This is a genomic window from Paenibacillus sp. FSL K6-1230 (assembly GCF_038002385.1).
Classification (GTDB): Bacteria; Bacillota; Bacilli; order Paenibacillales; family Paenibacillaceae; genus Paenibacillus; species Paenibacillus massiliensis.
In genome coordinates, this window is record NZ_JBBOCK010000001.1 from 2844328 (window position 1) to 2868968 (window position 24641).

Consider the following 24641-nt stretch of genomic DNA (forward strand, 5'->3'; position numbering starts at 1 on the left):
ATGAGCCGTTGCAGGTGGTGTATCGCAACAAAGGCAGCGAATTGTATGTAGAGGATTTGCGTGAGCTGGACGAGAGAGTTCAGCGCGAATATATTACTGAGTTCACACGCAAGGACAAGCTACGTGGCTTTGATCTGGCACAGGATGCACTGATGCGTGTCGCTATATTGCGTACAGGAGAGGGCGCGTACCGTTTCATCTGGAGCTTCCATCATATTGTGATGGATGGTTGGTGCTTGTCACTTGTGACGAATGAAGTATTTGCAAGCTATTTTGCCTTATTGGCCAACAAGCAGCCGCAGCTGGCGCCTGTATCGCCATATAGCCAATATATCGAGTGGCTGGAGCAGCAGAGTGTACAGGCCGCTTCCGACTATTGGAGCAGCTATCTGGCAGGCTATGAGGAGCAATCCCGACTCCCGCAGGCTAACAAGCAAATCAAAGCCGGATATCAGGCAGACCGACTCGAATTTGATCTGGGTGCTGAGCTGACGGCAGGAATTCAGCAGGTTGCAAGACGTTATCAAGTGACCATCAATACACTGATGCAGACTGTATGGGGCATTTTACTGCAAAAGTATAACGGGTCGCAGGATGTCGTATTCGGCAGCGTTGTATCTGGTCGTCCAGCCGAGATCCCGAATGTGGAGAATATGATCGGTTTGTTCATTAATACCATTCCTGTGCGCATCAGCGCGCAAGGTGACAGGGTGTTCTCGGATGTAATGAAGGACAATCAGCAGCAATCTATTGCTTCCAATGCTTACGACACGTATCCGCTGTATGAAATTCAGGGCCTGTCAGAGCTGAAGCAGGACTTGATTAATCACATTATGATTTTCGAGAATTATCCGGTAGAGGAGCAAATTGAGCAATTGGGTGGCAGTCAGGCATCTGGCTTCCGAATTACAGGAGTCGAATCCGTCGAGCAGACGAACTATGACTTTAACCTCGTCGTCATGCCAGCGGATACGATTCATATGATCTTTGGCTATAACGCGCTGACCTTTGATCGTGAAGGTGTAGAGCAGATTCGGGGTCATCTGGTGCACTTGCTGGAGCAGGTAGCAGCGAATCCGGAACTTCGAGTGAATGAACTGGCAATCGTCACAGAGCCAGAGCGTAGACAGATCCTTGACACCTGGGGAGATACGACTGTGGCTTACCCGAGTGAGCAGACGATTCACGGCTTGTTCGAGGCGCAAGCAGAGCAGACTCCAGAGCAACCAGCTCTGTTCTGCGAAGGAGAGCAGCTGACGTACCGCGAGCTGAATGAGCGAGCGAACCGTCTGGCGCGAACGCTGCGTCATGAAGGCGTCACGAAGGATCAGTTGGTCGGTCTCATGACCGAGCGCTCGGTTGACATGATCGTAGGCATCTTCGCGATCCTGAAGGCCGGCGGTGCGTATGTGCCGATTGACCCGACGTATCCAGAGGAGCGAATTCGCTACATGCTGGAGGACTCAGGAGCACAGCTGCTGCTGACTCAGCGTCATCTGGCAGATAAAGTTGCGTTCGATGGACGTATGCTCGTCCTGGATGGGACGGATGCCGTCTACCATGGAGATGGCTCGAATCTGGAGCCATGGTCTGGACCGAACGATCTGGCGTATGTCATCTATACCTCAGGTACGACGGGCCAGCCGAAGGGCGTCATGCTGGAGCATCATGGCCTCTGCAACCTGAAGACCTACTTCGATCAGACGCTGCAGATCAGTCCTGCGGATCATGCGTTGCTGTTCGCGAGCTATTCGTTCGATGCGTCATGCTGGGAAATATTCCAGGCGCTGTTCTGCGGAGCGACGCTGTATGTACCGACCAGTGAGACGATCCTGAACTATGAGCGGTTCGAGCAGTATATGGCGGAGCACCGGATTAGCGTGGCGGCCTTACCGCCGACGTATGCGGTGTATCTGGAGCCGGAGCGCATGCCAAGCCTGCGGATTCTGTTCACAGCTGGATCAGCGACCTCAACGGAGCTGGTGTACAAGTGGAAGGATCAGGTGTCGTATTACAACGGCTATGGTCCAACGGAGAATTCGGTCGCAACATCCATCTGGCCGGTATCTGAGGATAGCCGGGCAGGGGAGATCATCTCGATTGGACGTCCGATGCCGAATCACCGGGTCTACATCGTGGATGCTCATGGTCATCTGGCACCTGTCGGCGTAGCGGGCGAACTGTGCGTATCCGGTCCAGGTCTGGCCCGTGGCTATCTGGATCGTGCGGAGCTGACGGCGGAGAAGTTCGTGCCGAATCCGTTCGTGACTGGAGAAGTAAAGGAGTCTGAGGAAGCTGCTGGAGTTGTAGGTGAAGCGCGACTGACTGACGCTGAACTTGGCTCTGAAGCTGAAGGGCATGACATGACAGAAGGTCGAGCAGCTAGACAGGCAGCGAGCCATGCCACGAGCCATTATGAGCGGATGTACCGTACCGGAGACCTGGCGCGCTGGATGCCGGACGGCAACATCGAATACTTGGGGCGGATCGACCATCAGGTGAAAATTCGTGGCTACCGGATTGAGCTGGGCGAGGTGGAGGCTCAGCTGCTGAAGGTGGAAGCTGTACAGGAAGTCATTGTACTCGCGCAAGCGGATGAGCAGGGGCAAAACCAACTGGTGGCCTATTATGTAGCTGAACAAGAAGTGGGTGCAAGTGAGCTGCGCACTCAATTAGCCGCTGAACTGCCAAACTACATGGTGCCATCGCACCTGATCCAGCTGGAGCAGATGCCACTGACACCGAATGGCAAGATTGACCGCAAAGCGCTGCCGACCCCAGATGGCAGTCTGCACAGCGGTGCTGAATATGCAGAGCCACGCACTTCCCTGGAGCAGACGTTGGTATCTATATGGCAGACCGTGCTGGGAGCCAAGCGGATTGGTATATTGGATAATTTCTTTGATCTGGGCGGCGACTCGATCAAGGCGATTCAGCTAGCTTCACGCTTGCTGCAAGCTGGCTATAAGTTGGAGATGAAGGATCTGTTCCAGTACCCAACCATCTCATTGTTGAGTGGGCATGTTCATCAGGCTACTCGCACAGCGGATCAACGCACCGTAATGGGTACTCTTTCGCTGACACCCATCCAGCATTGGTTCTTTGCACAGGATTCGGCAGAGCCGCATTACTTCAACCAATCGGTCATGCTGCACAGAGCAGAAGGCTTCCAAGTAGCTGCATTACAGCAGACAGTGGCGAAGGTTGTGGAGCACCATGATGCATTGCGAATCGTGTTCCGTCATGCCGAGGAGCATGGCTATGTGGCATACAATCGTGGTTTGAAGGAAGGCGAGCTATACAGTCTGGATATTGTGGACCTCACCGACATGTCTGAGCAAGCCATGGTGGCTAGAGTGATTGAAGACAGAGCTAATGCTATCCAAGGCTCCATGGATATAGAAAATGGACCACTGATGAGACTCGGACTGTTCCGTTGTGCGGACGGTGATCATTTGCTGGTTGCTATCCATCATCTGGTCGTAGACGGTATTTCGTGGCGAATTGTACTAGAGGATATTGCTGAAGGGTATGAGCAAGCCGTCCGCGGAGAAGCCGTTCGTCTGCCGGCCAAAACGGATTCATTCGCGGTATGGGCAGAGCGCTTGTCGCAATATGCGAGTAGCGAAGCAATGGCGCATGAGAGCAATTACTGGCAGCACCTTGCCGAGCAAGCTTCTGGATCAGTGCGCAGTAACGAGGAGCGTGCTGTAGAAGCGGGATATCCGCTGCGTGACAGCAAGACGGTGACGGTAGCGTGGAGCGAGCAGGATACGCGCCAACTACTGCAGGATGCGCATAGAGCTTACAACACAGAGGTGAATGACCTCCTGTTAACGGCACTTGGCACTGCATTGCACCGCTGGAGTGGTCAGCAGAGAGTTCTGGTCAATCTGGAAGGCCATGGACGGGAAGCAATCGTACCAGAGCTTGATATCACACGTACTGTGGGCTGGTTCACGAGCCAATATCCAGTACTGCTAGAGGTGGATGGACAAGCGGAAGCAGGTCAGCGGATCAAGCAGGTCAAGGAGAACCTGCGCCAGGTGCCGCAGAAGGGAATTGGTTATGGTCTTTTAAAATACTTGTCTGCCGAAGCAGCCAATTCTGCACTCCATCTGCAGCCTGAAATCAGCTTCAACTATCTGGGTCAATTCGATCAGGACCTGGATCATGGCGCAATTGTTCTGTCATCTCACTCCGGCGGTGAGGCGATGAGTGAACATACGTTGCTGGAGCAGCCGTTGAATGTGAACGGTATGATCACAGCAGGTGTACTGACACTGGAAATACGCTATGACAGCAATGCCTTCGAGCAGCATAGCGTTGAGCATTTCGCACAGCTATTGAAGGAAAGCCTGCAAGAGGTTATCTCGCATTGCGCGGCTAAAGAGCGGAGTGAGCTAACGCCTAGTGATGTTCTATATAAAGGTCTCAGCCTGAAGCAATTGGAGCAATTGATGCTGGAGACGGCTGGTATCGGTGAGCTGGAGAATGTGTATGCTCTGTCACCAATGCAAAAAGGAATGCTGTTCCACAGCCTCATGGAGCCTGAATCCGGTGCTTACTTCCAGCAGGCGTCGTTTGATCAGCAGGGTCATTTTGATGTAGCCATTTTCCGTAAGAGTCTGGATCTGTTGACTAGTCGTCATGAGGCGCTGCGCACGAACTTCCGTATGTTCGAATTGGAACAGCAGCAGGAGCCATTACAGATGGTATTCCGTCACAAGTCGAGCGATCTCACTTATGAGGATCTACGGGCAATGGACCCTGCACAGCAGCAGGCGTATATTCGGGCGTTCAAGCAGCAGAACCAGGACCGAGGCTTCGATCTTGCCAATGACTCGCTCATGCGAGTGCATGTGCTTCATACGGCTGAAGAGGCATACCATCTGGTCTGGAGCTTCCATCATATTGTGATGGATGGCTGGTGTTTGTCACTTGTGACAAGCGAGGTGTTTGGCACATATTTTGCGCTGCTGGAGCATAAGCAGCCACAGCTGCCTGCGATTACACCTTTTAGCGAGTATATTGAATGGCTGGAGCGTCAGGACGAGCATGCGGCAAGGGACTATTGGAACGGCTATCTGGCTGGCTTTGAGCAGCAGACGTTGTTGCCTGGCAGTACGTCCGTCCTTGAGGGACAAGAAATATCAAGCAGCCTTGCCCAGGATCATGCCATGACATTGGCGAATTCAGCTTCAGCGCTGACGGAAGAAACAGCAAGCACAAAGATGCATGCCGAGCTGGCTATTAAAGAGCAAAATGCCCATGCTTCCGAGTATGTGTCTGAGTATGTATCCGAATATAGGTCTGAACAGATAACGGTTGATCTTGATCGCACATGGAGCGATGCCTTGTATCGAATCGCGAAGCAACAGCAGGTAACGATTAATACGTTGATGCAGAGCGTGTGGGGCGTGATTTTGCAGAAATATAACAACAATGAGGATGTTGTATTCGGTAGCGTAGTATCAGGACGTCCGACGGATCTGCCTGGCGTGGAGAATATGATCGGTTTGTTCATTAATACGATTCCGGTACGCATTCACAATGCTCGTAATGCTACATTCACTGAGATTATGCGGAATACACAGGAGCAGGCACTGGCCTCAGGGGCCTATGACAGCTTCCCGTTGTATGAAATCCAGGCGCTAACCGAGCAGAAGCAGCAACTGATTAATCATATTATGGTCTTTGAAAATTATCCGGTAGAGCAGCAGGTGGAGCAGCAAGTAGATCAGATGGGTGAAGCACGTTCATCAGCCTTTGCAATCAGCAATGTTGAGGTGGTCGAGCAGACGAATTATGATCTGGATCTGGTTGTCATGCCGGATGAGCTCTTCCGCATCATGTTCCGATATAACGCGAATGTATATGATCGCGCTGCAGTTGCGCGTATGCAAGGGCATCTATTGCAAGTGCTGGAGCAGATTATTGCGAATCCGCATATCCATGTGGATGAACTTGCCTTGGTAACCCCGGCAGAGCAAGCGCATCTCATCGAGGTGTGGGGTGATACCGCGGCACCATATCCACAGGAGGAGACACTCAGCAGTCTGTTCGAGCAGCAGGTACTACGTGCACCGGAGCAGGTGGCTGTCATCTGTGGGGAGCAATCGTTGACCTACGCGGAGCTGAATGAACGTGCGAATCGTCTGGCACGTACCTTGCGTGCGGAAGGTGTTGTAGCAGATCAGCCCGTAGGTGTGGTCATGCAGCGCTCGCTGGAGATGATGGTGGGCATCTATGCGATTCTGAAGGCTGGCGGCGCATATGTGCCGATTGATCCAGACTATCCGGCAGATCGCATCCGCTTCATGCTCGAGGACTCAGGTGCGCAGCTGGTGCTGACGCAGCAGCATCTGGTCGAGCGGTGGGAGGTGCAAGCTGCACAGTCGGGCCATTTTGCAGCAAGTTCGAGTGCGCTGGGTGCAGAGGCTGGAATTGTTAGTGTTAGTGGTACTGAAATTGCTAGTGATACGGATGCTGGTATTGATGGAGCTAAGGGTACTGGTGCTGCTGCAGATGTTGCAGATGTTGCAGATGTTGCAGGGGCAGATGAGGCTAGTGGATGGGCAGACTTCGGCGGCAAAATGCTGGTGCTGGAGCAGGAGGAGCTGTATCACGAGGATGGCTCCAACCTGGCCCCACTGGCTGGGCCGCAGCATATCGCGTATGTCATCTATACATCGGGTTCTACAGGCAAGCCGAAGGGTGTCATGGTCGAACATCACTCGGTGATTAACCGGATTCTGTGGATGCATGATCGTTATGGTCTGAGCGCAGAGGATACGATTCTGCAAAAGACCACCTTTACCTTCGACGTATCCGTATGGGAGCTGTTCTGGTGGTCCATGGTTGGCTCCAAGGTAAGCTTGCTGTCCGTGGGCGGCGAGAAAAATCCGGAGGATATCGCAGATACGATTGCCCGTGATCGAGTGACAACGATGCACTTCGTTCCTGCGATGCTGCATGCGTTCCTGGAGTATGCCGAGCAGCAACCACGAGAGGTACTGCAAGCGAAGCTGGGTACGCTCCAGCATGTGTTTGCCAGCGGAGAAGCCTTGCCGCCACAGCATGTTGCGCGGTTCCAACGCTTGGTGTCGAGCCTGAGCGGGGCGAAGCTGATCAATCTGTACGGTCCGACGGAAGCTACGGTGGACGTATCATATTTTGATTGCGAGCCGGGTGAGTCGTATGGAATCATTCCGATCGGGAAGCCGATTCAGAACATTCGTCTGTACATCGTCAAGGAAGGAACCGAGCAGCTGCAGCCGATCGGCGTAGCCGGGGAGCTGTGCATTGGCGGCGTCGGTGTGGCGCGGGGCTATCTGAACCGTCCTGAGCTGACAGCCGAGAAATTCGTACGTGATCCATTCTCGGGTGAACGTGCGGGCTTCAGTCAGATGTACCGCACCGGAGATCTGGCGCGCTGGTTGCCCGATGGCAACATCGAATATTTGGGCCGGATCGACCATCAGGTGAAGATTCGCGGGTATCGGATTGAGCTGGGCGAAGTCGAAGCGCAGCTGCTGCAGGTGGAGTCTGTGCGCGAAGCGGTCGTCATGGCCCGTGCCGATGAGACGGGGCAGAAGCAGCTGGTGGCGTACTATGTAGCAAGTGTTGAGCTTGGCGCGGCTGAACTGCGAAGCGAAATGGGCCGTGAATTGCCAAGCTACATGGTGCCGACGTACTTTATCCAGATGGAGCAGATGCCACTGAGCCCGAATGGCAAAATTGACCGCAAAGTGCTCCCGGCACCGGAAGGTGGACTGCAGAGTGAAGCAGCTTATGTTGCACCACGTACATGGTTGGAAGCGAAGCTGGCGAAGGTCTGGCAGGATGTGCTGGGTCTAACGCAGGTCGGCGTGAAGGACAATTTCTTCGAGATTGGTGGACATTCACTGCGGGCGACGACACTGGCAGCCAAGATTCACAAAGAGCTGAACAAGCAGCTGCCGCTGCGGCGAATTTTTGAAGCGCCAACGATCGAGCAAATGGCCGTTGTGCTGGAGCAGCTGGAGCAGATGACCTATGCCGCCATTCCGGTATCGGAAGAGCGCAGCTACTATCCACTGTCCTCGGCTCAGCAGCGACTGTATGTCCTGCATCAGCTGGACCCACAGGATATTAGCTACAACATGCCATCGGTGCTGCATGTCAGCGGTCCGCTGGATGTGAAGCGGGTAGAGGCGGCATTCCGTCAAGTCATTGCACGTCATGCGACGTTGCGGACTCGCTTTGGGCTGGTGGACGGAGAGCCTGTGCAATGGATTGAAGATACCGTGTCATTCAAGGTCGAGTATTTGCAGGCGCAGAATGAAGCGGCGGCGGCACAAGAGACCGTGACGACACCAGCAGGCGATCTAGATACGAGCATAGATATGGTCAATCGTGCAGCGCCATCTTCATCCATTCAGGCAGACATGGAGACAGACTCAGCTACAACGGATGAAGCAGCAGACGAGAACGCTGTGATTCAAAAATTGGTGAAGAGCTTCGTTCGCCCGTTCGAGCTGCATAGCGCTCCGCTGCTGCGGGTCGGTGTGGTCGAACTGACTGCAGGAACGGCATGGCTACAAGAACAATCGCAAGGTCAAATGCAAGAAATGCAAGTGGCGCTGGAGCAGCAAGCGCAAGTAGAAGGCCAGCAACATGAGCAAGCCCAAGAGCTACCAGAAGAACAACCACAAGAGCAACCTCAAGTGCAAGCCCAAGGTCAGTATTTACTGTTGCTTGATATGCACCACATTGTCTCGGATGGTGTATCCATGGGAGTCCTTACAGACGAATTCGTTCGCCTGTATGGCGGAGAAGAATTGCAGCCATTGCGCCTGCAATACAAGGACTATGCTATCTGGCAGCACAGCCAGGCACAGCAGGCATGGATGCAGCGTCAGGAAGCCTACTGGCTGGATACGTTCCGTGGTGAACTGCCTGTACTGGATCTACGGACAGATTATGCTCGTCCGGCAGTACGCAGCAGTGAAGGGGACACGATTGTGTTCGGACTGGATCGAGAGGTCAGTGATCGCCTGAAGGAGCTGGCGACCCAAAGCGGATCGACCCTGTACATGGTGCTGCTGGCGGCATATACGACGCTGCTGCATCACTACACGGCACAGGAGGACATTATCGTCGGTACACCGATTGCAGGGCGTCCACATGCAGACCTTGCGCCGATGATCGGGATGTTCGTTGGCACGCTGGCCCTGCGGAATTATCCAAGTGCGGAGCAGAGCTTCCGTAGCTATGTGGAGGATGTGAAGCTTCGCGCATTGCAGGCCTTCGAACACCAGGTTTATCCGTTCGAGGAGCTGGTGGATCAGCTGAATGTGAAGCGGGATATGAGCCGTAATCCATTGTTCGATACGATGTTCACCTTGCATACGACGGAGGAAGGGGAACTTCAGCAGCTGGCAGAGCTGAGCTTCCGTCCCTATGAGATGGAGCAAGCGCCAGCGAAGTTCGATCTGACACTGGAGGCGCGTGAGGAAGAGGGCGGTATCCAGCTTGGTCTGCAATATGCGACGGCATTGTTCCGTTCTGAGACCATTGAGCGAATGACCCGTCACTTCGTTCGCCTGGCAGAGGCCGTGGCAGCGAATCCGAATGTGTTGCTGGGCGAGATTGCGATAATTACAGAGGAAGAGCGTCATCAGATTCTCCGCGTATTTAATGATACAGCGGTGGCATTGACTAACACTGATGGAGCTACTGCCAACACAGGAAGTCCGACAGACATAACAAACACAGCAGGTATAGCTGACATTGTGGACACAGCAACCACGACGGTTGCACCTGAATCAACACTAAGCACGTTATTCGAGAAGCAGGCAGCCAATACACCAGAGCAGGTAGCGGTCATCTGCGGCGAGGCATCACTCACTTACGCAGAATTGAATGAACGTGCCAATCGTTTGGCTCGTACGCTGCGTGCAGAAGGTGTCCAGGCTGATCAGCCAGTGGGCATTGTAGCTCAGCGCTCTCTGGAAATGATTGTGGGTATTTACGCGATTCTCAAGGCTGGCGGTGCTTATGTGCCAATTGATCCAACCTACCCGGCCGATCGAATCAGCTTCATGCTGGAGGATTCAGGAGCAAGACTGGTGCTGACACAATCGCATCTATCCGAGCAGCTTGCCGTGCAAATAGCAGATGTGAATCGTGCAGCAACTGAAGCAGATACGAGCAGCGCTAAGGGCTTTAACGGCAAAATATTGGTGCTAGAGGATGAAGCGCTGTATGACAAAGATAGCTCCAATCTGGGACAGCTGGCAGGACCACAACATATTGCATATGTCATCTATACATCAGGCTCCACGGGCAAGCCAAAGGGTGTTATGGTTGAGCATCATTCTGTCATTAACCGGATTTTGTGGATGCATGATCGGTATGGACTGAATACCGAGGATACCATCCTGCAAAAGACGACCTTTACCTTTGACGTATCGGTATGGGAGCTGTTCTGGTGGTCCATGGTGGGCTCGAAGGTAAGTCTGCTGTCGGTGGGCGGAGAGAAAAATCCAGAGGACATCGTGGATACCATTGCTCGTGACCAGGTAAGCACCATGCACTTCGTTCCTGCGATGATGCACGCCTTCCTGGAGTATGTTGAGCACCAGCCGCGCGCAGATATGCAGGTCAAACTGGCAACATTGCGCCAGGTATTTGCGAGTGGTGAAGCCTTGACGCCGCAGCATGTGGAGCGGTTCCAGCGCCTGATCACAGGTCTTGTTGGCACGAAGCTGATTAACCTGTATGGCCCGACCGAAGCGACGGTCGACGTCTCTTACTTTGATTGTGAGCCGAACGAGACCTACGGATTGATTCCAATCGGGAAGCCGATTCAAAATATCCGTCTGTATGTCGTCAAAGAAGGAACCGAGCTATTGCAGCCGATCGGTGTAGCAGGCGAACTGTGCATTGGTGGTGTCGGTGTGGCCCGTGGCTACCTGAATCGTCCAGAGCTGACCGCGGAGAAATTCGTACGTGATCCGTTCTTTGGCAGTGTGACTGGAGCTGAAGCTCAGGCGGAGCATCACGAGGCTCGGATGTACCGGACGGGCGACCTGGTGAGATGGCTGCCGGATGGCAACATTGAATATCTGGGCCGAATCGACCATCAGGTGAAGATCCGCGGATATCGGATTGAGCTGGGCGAGATTGAAGCGCAATTGCTTCATATGGAACCTGTGCAAGAAGCGGTAGTAACGGCCTTTGCCAGCGAAGATGGACATAAGGACCTCTGCGCCTACATTGTTGCTACAGAGATGCTGAATATATCGGACGTACGTATGGCCCTGCTGACGAAGCTGCCGGATTACATGGTGCCAGCATATGTTGTGCAACTGGAGCAGTTCCCGCTGACGCCAAGCGGCAAGATTGACCGTAAGGCTTTGCCGAAGCCGGAAGTGCAGCTTGCAGCAGACAGAGTGTATGTAGCACCACGCACGCCGCTGGAAAAACAGCTTGTGGACATTTGGCAGCGTGTGCTGAATCATCCACAGATTGGTATTACGGACCATTTCTTTGAAGTGGGTGGACACTCTTTACGTGCGACGACTTTGGTAGCAAAAATTCATCAGGAGCTGCAGCATAAGCTTGCCTTGCGGGATATTTTCCAATATCCGACGATTGAGCAATTGGTGCAGCTGATGGGTGAACAGACTCACGATGTGCATGAGTCCATACCAGTAGTTGAAGCGCGTGAACATTATCCGGTGTCCTCTGCCCAGAAGCGTATGTATGTGCTTAGTCATCTGGAGGGCGGGGATGTCAGCTACAACATGCCTGGGGCTCTCATAATTGAGGGCGAACTGGATGTTGCGAGACTGGAGCAAGCGTTCTGCAAGCTGATTGCCCGTCATGACACTTTACGAACGAGCTTCGGAATGGTTGATGGCGAAGTCGTACAGCGTATTGCAGATACCGTGGAATTCAACGTAGAGCGTGTACAAGCTGCGGAGGAAGAGACGGACGTGTATGTAGAGCGTTTTGTACGCGCCTTTGATCTGGGTGAAGCACCGCTTCTCAGAGTCCAATTAGTAGAAAATGGACCACAGCGACATGTGATGCTCTATGACATGCACCATATTATTTCAGACGGTGTGACCTCTGGCATCATTGTGCAGGAGTTCTCTGAACTCTATGAAGGTCTGGAGCTGGCACCGCTTCGTATCCAGTACAAGGATTATGCTGTATGGCAGCGTGCAGAGCTGAGCAGTGATCGTGCTCGTGGACAAGAGAACTATTGGCTGGAGACGATGGCTGGCGAGATTCCGGCATTGGAGCTGCCGACAGACTTTGCTAGACCGGCTGTGCAACGTCAGGAAGGAGCGCGGCTGGACTTCGTACTTCGGACAGAGGACGGTGAGCTACTGAAGCAGCTGGCGACCAAGACAGGATCGACTCTATACATGGTTATGCTTGCTGCGTATAGCACCCTGTTGCACAAATACTCAGGACAAGAGGACATCATTGTGGGCACGCCGATTGCTGGACGTCCGCATGCTGAACTGGAGGGACTGGTAGGTGTATTCCTGAATACACTGGCCATTCGTATGTACCCATCCAATGACAAGACATTCCTGGAATATTTGCAGGAGGTCAAAGAGCAGGCACTTAGCGCCTATGAGCATCAGGATTATCCGTTTGAGGATTTAGTGGACAAACTCAAGCTGACACGTGACACTAGCCGAAATGCGTTGTTCGACACCATGTTCGAGCTCAAAACCTTTGAGCAGCAGGAATTCCAGATGGAAGGCTTGCATCTCAAGCCATACCCAAGTGAGCATCGTACGTCCAAATTCGATTTGACGCTGGATGCGGTGGAGCAACCGGAAGGCATTTTGTGCAGCTTCGAGTACAGCACGGCACTGTTCAAGCCAGCGACGATCGCACGACTGGCGAAGCATTTTACAGAGCTGATCGCATCCATTACAGCCGATCCTTCTCAATCACTGACAAGTCTGAACATGATTACCTTGGAGGAGAAGGAACAAATCCTGTTTGGCTTCGGGGATGTAAGTGGAGGTAGCGCAGAGGCTTCGAAAGACAATGAGATTCATGCAAGTGCTGGCGCTGGAAAAGTAGACGCTAGATTCGGCACACAGGTGCCTACAGAGGTAGCAGCTTTGTTCCATCCATACGTGGAGCAGCAGGCAAAGCTCATACCTGAACATGTAGCTGTCGTGTACGAGGGAGAGCAGCTTACTTACCGTGAGCTTAATGAAAGGGCGAACCAACTCGCACGTCGATTGCGCGACAATGGCATCGGGCGCGAATCCATCGTCGGTATCCTGAGTGAGCGTTCTGTCGATATGCTGGTCGGTGTGCTGGCGGTATGGAAGGCTGGCGGGGCATATGTGCCGCTGGATGCAGACTATCCGTCTGAGCGTATTCGCTTCATGCTGGCGGATAGCGGGGCGACGGTTCTGCTGACGCAAAAGGGACTGTTAGCACAGAAGGAACTATTAACCGAGCAAGAACTGTTAGCTCAACAAGGTCTGTCGACATCTAACGAGTTGGGGATAGCAGATAAGTCTCAGGAGCAGCAGGAAGCATCGGGGGCTGATTCCGAGTCCAAGGCGGCAGATGAGCTACGTCTGCGCCGGGTGCTGGAGCTGGATGACGAGTCGCTCTATGCCGGGGATGACAGCGACTTGGAGTGGATCAACGAGCCGCAGGATCTGGCGTATGTGATCTACACCTCCGGTACAACCGGACGTCCGAAGGGCGTCATGATTGAGCATCGCAGTCTGGTAAATACGGCAGCAGCCTATCGTCGGGATTACCGACTGAGCGAATTCCCGGTGCGGCTGCTTCAATTAGCGAGCTTCTCCTTCGACGTGTTCGTCGGGGATATCGCGCGCACGCTCTACAATGGTGGCACGATGGTCATCTGTCCGAAGGACGACCGGATCGATCCGAGCCGATTGTATGGCTGGATTCGGGATTATCAGATTACGGTATTCGAATCGACGCCAGCTCTGATCGTGCCATTCATGCAGCATGTGCATGAGCACAGACTGGACATGAGCAGCATGGAGCTGCTGATCACCAGCTCGGATAGCTGCAGTGTGAGCGATTATCGCAACTTGCAGGAGCGCTTCGCTGGACAGATGCGCATCATCAACAGCTATGGCGTCACGGAAGCGGCGATTGACTCCAGCTTCTACGACGAAGAGCTGACGAAGCTGCCAGCGAGTGGCCATGTGCCGATCGGTCAGGCCTGGCTGAATGCCCGCTTCTACATTGTGGACAGTCAGCTGCGTCCGGTACCCATCGGTGTACTGGGTGAGCTGTGCATCGGCGGTATCGGGGTGGCTCGTGGCTACCTCGGTCGTCCGGACCTCACGGCGGAGAAGTTCGTAGACAACCCGTATGTACCAGGGGAACGACTGTACCGCACGGGGGATCTGGCGCGGTGGATGCCGGATGGCAACGTAGACTTCATTGGGCGGATGGATTATCAGGTCAAGATTCGTGGCTACCGGATCGAGCTGGGTGAGATTGAGACAGCGATGCTACAGGTAGCTGGCGTACGCCAAGCCGTGGTGATCGATCGTACCGATGAGCGTGGACACAAATATCTATGTGGCTACTTTACGAGCGAACACGAGGTGAACAGCCAGCATATTCAAGCCGAGCTGGAGGCTGGATTGCCTGCGCATATGGTGCCTGCACGCTTGATGCGTCTGGAGGCCATTCCACTGACGGCGAACGGCAAGATTGACCGCAAGGCGTTGCCGGAGCCGGAGGGTAGCATCCATACCGGTGCAGCCTATGTTGCACCACGCACAGCGGTGGAGCAGGTATTGGCAGAGATTTGGGCTGGTGTACTGGGCATGGAAGCCATCGGTACGCAGGACAATTTCTTCGAGCTAGGTGGCGATTCCATCAAGGCGCTACAGGTGTCGTCACGACTCCTGCAGGCTGGGTACCGGATGGAGATGAAGGACTTGTTCAGCCATCCGACGGTGGTGGCCTTGTCACCAAGAGTACAATCGGTGACCAGACTGGCAGATCAGCGCGAAGTACAGGGAGCTGTGAAGCTCACCCCGGTTCAGCATTGGTTCTTTGAGCAGCATTTTGCAGAAGCGCACCATCATAATCAGTCCGTCATGCTGTACAACCCGGATGGTTTTGATGAGAAGGTGCTACGTGCAGCCATGAATCATGTGGTAAGTCATCACGATGCTCTACGCACCGTATTCCGTCCAGCCGAGCACGGCTATGAGGCGTATAACCGCGCAGTTGGTGAAGGCGAGCTGTACACGCTGGAAACAATCAATCTGAGAACGGAGACGGAGCTAGCTACCGTCATCGAGGCCAAGGCGAACGAAATTCAGTCGAGTATGGACTTGAGTGCCGGACCACTAGTAAGACTGGGGCTGTTCCATTGCGCAGATGGTGACCACCTGCTGATCACGATTCATCACTTGGTGGTGGACGGCGTGTCCTGGCGGATTCTGTTCGAGGATATTACAGCAGCTTATGAGCAAGCCTCGAGCGGACAAGCGATCTCGCTTCCGAACAAATCAGATTCATTCCGTACCTGGGCAGAAGAACAGGCCAATTATGCAGACAGTGAAGCAGCAGTGGCCGAGCTGAAGTTCTGGAAGGATATTGAGCAAGGCAGCTATGAGCGACTTCCGAAGGATACACCGCAGCCATATTCCTTGAACAAGGATAGTGAGCTGGTGACGATCAGTTGGACAGCGGAAGAGACAGAGCAGCTGCTCAAGCAGGCACATCGAGCCTATAGTACAGATGTAAACGATCTGCTGCTTACTGCGCTGGGCATGTCCATTCAGCGCTGGGCTGGCATCGAGCGAGTACTTGTGAGTCTAGAGGGACATGGCCGTGAAGGCATCGTGCAGGATATTGATATTTCACGAACGGTGGGTTGGTTCACGACTCAATTCCCGGTAGTGCTGGATATGACAGCATGCGAGGACCTCTCCAAGCAAATTAAGCAGGTGAAGGAAGGGCTCCGTCATATTCCGCAAAAGGGCATTGGCTACGGCATTTTAAGATACCTGTCCGCGCTTGACGTGCAGGAGAGCTTTACAGTAGAGCCAGAGATCAGTTTCAACTATCTGGGTCAATTTGATCAGGACGTTCCACAGGGCTCGATTCAGGTATCTCCGTATGCTGGCGGAAGCGAGCACAGTGCATTGCAGGCAAGAGCCTATGCCTTGGACATCAATGGTTTGATCTCCAATGGTGAGCTGCAATTGACGATTAGCTACAGTCATCAAGAGTACCAGGCTGACACGATGGAGAAGCTTGCGGATGGGCTGAGAGCCAGTCTGCAGGAGATCCTGGAGCACTGCGTGACGCGTGAACAGACGGAGCTGACTCCAAGCGATATTATGCTGAAGAACGTAACGATGACAGAGCTTGATCAATTGATAACGCAGACGCGAGATATCGGCGAGTTGGAAAATGTCTACGCGCTGACACCGATGCAAAAAGGCATGCTGTTCCACAGTCTGCTGGATGCCGGGTCCGGGGCTTACTTTGAACAGACGACGTTTGATCTGCATGGACGTTTCAATGTGCAGCTGTTCCGGGATAGCCTACAGCATTTGTTGCAGCGTCACGAGATTTTCAGAGCGAATTTCTACAGCGGCTGGCAGGATGAGCCTGTACAGGTTATTTTCCGCCATAAGGAGATTGGGTTCAGGCATGAGGATCTGCGTCATCTTAGCGAACAGGAGCAAGAGGTGTTCCTGAAGGAATATATTCGTCAGGATAAGCAAGCTGGCTTTGATCTATCGCGTGATGCGCTGATGCGTGTAGCGATCATCCAGACCAGCGATCAGGATTATCGCTTTGTGTGGAGCTCCCATCATATTCTGATGGATGGCTGGTGTGTGGCACTGGTGACAGATGAGGTATTTGAGGTGTATTTTGCAGCGGTGGAGCAGCGAGCGCCGAGGTTGTCACCGGTTACTCCATATCATCAATATATTGAGTGGCTGGAGGAGCAGGACGATCTAGAAGCAGCTTCCTACTGGAACCAGTATCTGTTCGGCTATGACCAGCAAGCAGTACTTCCTACGGGTGGCGCAGCTGTCAAAGCGGAGAAAGTGAAGCAGACTCAATTTGAGCATATCCTTTGTGATCTAGGCAAGGATCTCACTGCACGCATTGACGTGATTGCCAAACAGCATCATGTGACCATCAATACACTGCTGCAGACCGTATGGGGCTTGTTGCTTCAAAAGTATAACGGCAATGATGACGCTGTATTTGGCAGCGTAGTATCCGGTCGTCCGGCTGATATTCCAGGGATTGAACATATGGTAGGCCTCTTCATAAACACGATTCCGGTACGGATTCGCGGTGGAGCTGAGGATAGCTTTGCTGAATTGATGAAGGGCACACAGCAGCAGGCGCTTCGCTCACAGGCCTATGAGACATACCCGCTCTATGAAATTCAAGCTCTGACGGAGCAAAAGCAAGACCTGATTAATCACATTCTCGTATTTGAGAACTATCCGGTGGAGCAGCAGGTCGAGCAACTCGGTGAAGGGGCAGAATCGGATTTTGCCATTAGCAACGCGGGCATGGTGGAGCAGACGAACTATGATTTCAATCTGGTCGTTATGCCACAGGAAGCAATGAAGATCCGATTCGAATATAACGCAGGACTGTATGACCGCTTAGCGGTGGAACGGATTCAAGGACATCTTGTTCATCTGCTGGAGCAGGTGGCAGCGAATCCGGATATTCGAGTGAATGAACTGGCAATCGTCACAGAGCCAGAGCGTAGACAGATCCTTGACACCTGGGGAGATACGACTGTGGCTTATCCGAGTGAGCAGACGATTCACGGCTTGTTCGAGGCGCAGGCAGAGCAGACTCCAGAGCAACCAGCTCTGTTCTGCGAAGGAGAGCAGCTGACGTACCGCGAGCTGAATGAGCGAGCGAACCGTCTGGCGCGGACGCTGCGTTATGAAGGCGTCACGAAGGATCAGTTGGTCGGTCTCATGACCGAGCGCTCGGTGGACATGATCGTAGGCATCTTCGCGATCCTGAAGGCCGGCGGTGCGTATGTGCCGATTGACCCGACGTATCCAGAGGAGCGAATTCGCTACATGCTGGAGGACTCGGGAGCACAGCTGCTGCTGACTCAGCGTCATCTGGCAGATAAAGTTGCGTTCGATGGACGTATGCTCGTCCTGGATGGGACGGATGCCGTCTACCATGGAGATGGCTCGAATCTGGAGCCATGGTCTGGACCGAACGATCTGGCGTATGTCATCTATACCTCAGGTACGACGGGCCAGCCGAAGGGCGTCATGCTGGAGCATCATGGCCTCTGCAACCTGAAGACCTACTTCGATCAGACGCTGCAGATCAGTCCTGCGGATCATGCGTTGCTGTTCGCGAGCTATTCGTTCGATGCGGCATGCTGGGAAATATTCCAGGCGCTGTTCTGCGGAGCGACGCTGTATGTACCGACCAGTGAGACGATCCTGAACTATGAGCGGTTCGAGCAGTATATGGCGGAGCACCGGATTAGCGTGGCGGCCTTACCGCCGACGTATGCGGTGTATCTGGAGCCGGAGCGCATGCCAAGCCTGCGGATTCTGTTCACAGCTGGATCAGCGACCTCAACGGAGCTGGTGTACAAGTGGAAGGATCAGGTGTCGTATTACAACGGCTATGGTCCAACGGAGAATTCGGTCGCAACATCCATCTGGCCGGTATCTGAGGATAGCCGGGCAGGGGAGATCATCTCGATTGGACGTCCGATGCCGAATCACCGGGTCTACATCGTGGATGCTCATGGTCATCTGGCACCTGTCGGCGTAGCGGGCGAACTGTGCGTATCCGGTCCAGGTCTGGCCCGTGGCTATCTGGATCGTGCGGAGCTGACGGCGGAGAAGTTCGTGCCGAATCCGTTCGTGACTGGAGAAGTAAAGGAGTCTGAGGAAGCTGCTGGAGTTGTAGGTGAAGCGCGACTGACTGACGCTGAACTTGGCTCTGAAGCTGAAGGGCATGACATGACAGAAGGTCGAGCAGCTAGACAGGCAGCGAGCCATGCCACGAGCCATTATGAGCGGATGTACCGTACCGGAGACCTGGCGCGCTGGATGTCGGACGGCAACATCGAATACTTGGGCCGGATCGACCATCAGGTGAAGATTCGTGGCTACCGGATTGAGCTGGGCGAGGTGGAGGCTCAGCTGCTGAAGGTGGAAGCTGTACAGGAGGTCATTGTACTCGCGCAAGCAGATGAGCAGGGGCAAAACCAACTGGTGGCCTATTATGTAGCTGAACAAGAAGTGGGTGCAAGTGAGCTGCGCGCACAATTAGCCGCTGAACTGCCGAACTACATGGTGCCATCGTATCTGATCCAACTGGAGCAGATGCCACTGACACCGAATGGCAAGATTGACCGCAAAGCGCTTCCGGCTCCAGATGGTAATCTGCACAGCGGTGCTGAATATGTTGCACCACGTACATGGTTGGAAGCGAAGCTGGCGGAGGTCTGGCAGGATGTGCTGGGTCTAACGCAGGTCGGCGTGAAGGACAATTTCTTCGAGATTGGCGGACATTCACTGCGGGCGACGACACTGGCAGCCAAGATTCACAAAGAGCTGAACAAGCAGCTGCCACTGCGGCGAATTTTTGAAGCACCAACGATCGAGCAAATGGCCGCTGTTCTGGAGCAGCTGGAGCAGGTGACCTACGCAGCAATTCCGGTATCCGAAGAGCGCGGCTACTATCCACTGTCCTCGGCTCAGCAGCGACTGTACGTCCTGCATCAGCTGGACCCGCAGGATATTAGCTACAACATGCCATCGGTGCTGCATGTCAGCGGTCCGCTGGATGTGAAGCGGGTAGAGGCGGCATTCCGTCAAGTCATTGCACGTCATGCGACGTTGCGGACTCGCTTTGGGCTGGTGGATGGAGAGCCAGTGCAATGGATTGAAGATACCGTGTCATTCGAGGTCGAGTATGTACAGGCGCAGAATGAAGTGGCAGCAGCACAAGAGACCGTGACGACACCAGCAGGCGATCTAGATGCGAGCATAGATATGGTCAATCGTGCAGCGCCATCGTCATCCATCCAGGCAGACATGGAGACAGACTCAGCTACAACGGATGAAGCAGCAGACGAGAACGCTGTGATTCAAAAATTGGTGAAGAGCTTCGTTCGCCCGTTCGAGCTGCATAACGCTCCGCTGCTGCGGGTCGGTGTGGTCGAATTGACTGCAGGAACGGCATGGCTACAAGAACAATTGCAAGGCCAACTGCAAGCATCGCAAGTGGCGCTGGAGCAGCAAGCGCAAGTAGAAGGCCAGCAACATGAGCAAGCCCAAGAGCAACCAGAAGAACAACCACAAGAGCAACCTCAAGTGCAAGCCCAAGGTCAGTATTTACTGTTGCTTGATATGCACCACATTGTCTCGGATGGTGTATCCATGGGAGTCCTTACAGACGAATTCGTTCGCCTGTATGACGGAGAACAATTGCAGCCATTGCGTCTGCAATATAAGGACTATGCTATCTGGCAGCACAGCCAGGCACAGCAGGCATGGATGCAGCGTCAGGAAGCCTACTGGCTGGATACGTTCCGTGGTGAACTGCCTGTACTGGATCTACGGACAGATTATGCTCGTCCGGCAGTACGCAGCAGTGAAGGGGACACGATTGTGTTCGGACTGGATCGAGAGGTCAGTGATCGCCTGAAGGAGCTGGCGACCCAAAGCGGATCGACCCTGTACATGGTGCTGCTGGCGGCATATACGACGCTGCTGCATCACTACACGGCACAGGAGGACATTATCGTTGGTACGCCGATTGCAGGACGTCCGCATGCGGACCTGGCGCCGATCATCGGGATGTTCGTTGGCACGCTGGCCTTGCGAAATTATCCAAGTGCGGAGCAGAGCTTCCGCAGCTATGTGGAGGATGTGAAGCTTCGATCATTGCAGGCCTTCGAACATCAGGATTATCCGTTCGAGGAGCTGGTGGATCGCCTGAACGTGAAGCGGGACATGAGCCGCAATCCGTTATTCGATACGATGTTCACCTTGCATACGACGGAGGAAGGCGAGCTACAGCAGCTGGCAGAGCTGAGCTTCCGTCCACATGAGATGGATCAGGCTCCAGCGAAGTTCGATCTGACACTGGAGGCGCGTGAGGAAGAGGGCGGTATCCAGCTTGGTCTGCAATATGCAACGGCATTGTTCCGTCATGAGACCATTGAGCGGATGACCCGTCACTTCGTTCGCCTGGCAGAGGCCGTGGCAGCGAATCCGGATGTGAAGCTCGGAGAGATCGCCCTGATCACAGAGGATGAGAGTCAGCACATTTTGAACGTATTCAACGATCCGCAGCTACACAGTCTACGGGTGGAAGATTATAGTCAAGGTGCGGAGGCGCCGGGACTCTCGCTTAGTGAACGCTTCGAGGCACAAGTACAGCAGCATCCTGAACGGGTCGCGGTCGTATTTGAGGATACAGGCATGACCTACGCCGAGTTGAATGAGCGAGCGAATCGCTTAGCTCGTCTGCTGCGAGCAGCAGGAGTGGAAGCTGACCAACCGGTTGGTATTTTGCTGGAGCGTTCGGCTGAGATCGCTGTGAGTATTCTCGGCATACTCAAGGCTGGAGGCGCGTATGTTCCGATGGATCGCATGTATCCGCAGGAACGGATTCAATACATGCTTGAGGATAGTGGAGCACGTGTGGTGATTACATCCAGTTCAGTTCATTCAGAGGTTCGTTTACCCGCTACGGTCCAAGCTATAGTAATCGACGACGAGGATATTAGAGCTCTAATGGCTGAGCAGGAAGTCCACAATCTGACTTCCACGGTGGATCTGCATAATTTGGCGTACATCATCTATACGTCAGGTACGACCGGACAACCGAAAGGTGTGCTGATCGAGCAAGGCAGCGTCAACCATCTGGTGGATGCTCTCGCTGATCGTGTATACAGCCGTTATGATCGACCATTGCAGGTGGCTTGGCTGTCGGCCTATGTATTCGATGCATCCGTTCAGCAAATCTTTGCGGCCCTGTTATTAGGTCACACCTTGCATATAGTCTCCCGCGATGTGAGTCTGAACGGCGAACTATTGATTGGCTACTATCGTACGCACAACATTGACTTGTCAGATGGCACACCTGCGCATTTGCAAATCCTGAACGAGACGGTTGCAGTACCCGAGGCGCCAGAGGTCAAGCATTACCTGATTGGTGGCGAGGCGTTGCCGGTAGCTCTTCTTCACACCTTCATGCACAAGTGGTCCGGGTATCATCCGATTATCACCAACGTGTATGGCCCTACAGAAACAACTGTGGATGCTACCGCTTATACCGTGGAGGATGTGAGAAGCCTTGATGAGCTGTTGAAGCAAGGACAGCACACATTATCCATCGGTACACCGCTCGGTAAGCAGTCTCTGTATATTCTGAACGGCAAGCAGCAGTTGGTGCCGATCGGGGTGGCAGGCGAGCTCTATATTGGTGGGCAAGGTGTAGGACGAGGCTACCTGAATCTACCGGAGCTAACGACAGCAAGATTCTTGCACAATCCGTTCGTGAATTCCGTACATGCTGTCGAGATCGAACATCCATCCATTAGTCATCAGACTGACCGGATGTATCGAACGGGGGATCTGGCTCGTTGGTTACCGGATGGAAGTATTGAGTATCTGGGCCGGATGGACCAACAGGTGAAGATTCGCGGCTATCGGATCGAGTTGGGCGAGATCGAAGCGCAGCTCCTTAAGGTAGACGATATCCATGGTGCGGTGGTCACCGTGTGGGAGCAAGAGGATGGGCACAAGGAACTGTGTGCTTATATCATGGCAGTATCTCCAGTGAATCTGCCGGAGCTGCGAAGCGTTCTGCAGCCAATACTGCCGGATTACATGATTCCGACTTATGTTGTACAGCTGGAGCAATTCCCGCTGACAGCAAGTGGCAAGGTGGATCGCAAGGCGCTGCCTGCGCCAGAAGCAAGACTTGGTGGTGGACGTGAGCATATTGCACCACGGACCGCACTGGAAGCACAGCTTGCACGCATATGGCAGGATGTCCTCAAGCTGTCTAGCGTAAGCATCGACGACTCGTTCTTCGATGTAGGCGGACATTCTCTGCGGGCGACGACGCTTGTGGCGAGAATCCATCAGGAGCTGGGAAGTCTGATTACGCTGCGTGAGGTGTTCCAGTACGTCACTATTGAGGAGCAGGCTAGACTCATTGCGAAGCAAGGAACGACTGTCTACACAGCCATTTCTTCCGCACCGAAGCAGACATATTATCCAGTCTCCTCGGCTCAAAAACGAGTATACCTTTTGAGCCATCTGGAGGGCGGAGATACAAGCTACAACATGCCGGGTGTATTGAAAGTGGCAGGAGCCTTGGATGCTGATCGTCTGGAGCAGGCTTTCCGTGCAGTGATTGCTCGTCATGATACACTGCGTACCAGCTTTGAGATGGTGGATGGCGAGGTTGTGCAGCGCATTCATGAGCAGGTTGAATTTGCGATAGAACGACTGGAGGGCGCAGAATCGGAGTTGGAGACACATATAGACTCCTTTGTACGCAGCTTTGATCTCCGATCTGCACCGCTATTGCGTGTTCGTCTTGTGCGGACTGGAGGCGACCGTCATCTGTTGATGTACGACATGCACCATATCATCTCCGATGGAGCATCGTCGAATAATATCGTGCAAGAGCTGGTACAACTGTACGAAGGACAGGAGCTTCCACCACTGCATATTCAGTATAAGGATTATGCGGTATGGCAGCAGCAGCAGATACAAGAGGAGCGCTACCAGCGTCGGGAGCGGTTCTGGCTTGAGCATTTGACGGGCCCACTGCCTGTACTTGATCTGCCGATTGCCTATCCAAGACCTGCAACACGCAGCTTCGAGGGAGCATTGTATGATTTTGCAGTCGAGCCAACTGTGTATGCACAGCTGAAGCAATTGGCAGCGCAGACCGGAAGCACGTTATATATGGTCCTGCTGGGTGCCTATACATTGCTGTTGTCCAAATACAGTGGCCAGAATGATCTAATCATCGGTACTCCGGTGGCTGGTCGTTCACAGCCAGAGCTTGAGCCGCTGATTGGTATGTTCGTGAATACGTTGGCGATTCGTCATCAGCCTACGGATCATCACACGTTCCACAGCTACTTGCTTGAGGTGAGAGATCGTACGCTGCAAGCATTCGAGCATCAGGATTATCCGTTAGAGGAGCTGGTGGAGAAGCTGGATATCCCTCGTGATGCGAGTCGGAATCCACTATTCGATACCATGTTCGTGCTGCAAAATACGGAGTCACAGGAGGCGAGTCTGGAATCCCTTTCCTTCCGACCGTATGAGCAGGAGCATCGGATTTCCAAATTCGATCTGACTCTATCCATGAGTGAGGAGGATCGTGTACTGCGAGGATCTTTTGAATACTGCACCAAGCTGTTCGGGGCAGCCGTGATGGAGCGACTCAGTAATGACTTCATCGCGATTCTGTCGCAAGTAGTCGCTAATCCAGATATACCACTCGGTGATATTCAGGTGCACACAGACGAGCAACCAAAAGGCTTCACGCCGGATTCCATTGATTTTGCTTTCTAGCATCTGACGGTAAGTTGAAGT

The 24641-nt window shown here is 53.5% G+C and carries 1 protein-coding gene (running past one end of the window); it reads left to right on the forward strand.

Annotated elements, in window-relative coordinates; genetic code table 11:
- Positions 1-24620: the 3' portion of a non-ribosomal peptide synthase/polyketide synthase gene (locus MKX74_RS12500; protein ID WP_341178583.1), read on the forward strand. It extends 19309 nt beyond the left edge of the window; the window shows 24620 of its 43929 coding nt (coding positions 19310-43929); its start codon lies off the left edge, out of view; the stop codon is at positions 24618-24620.
- Positions 24621-24641: the final 21 nt, after the last annotated feature.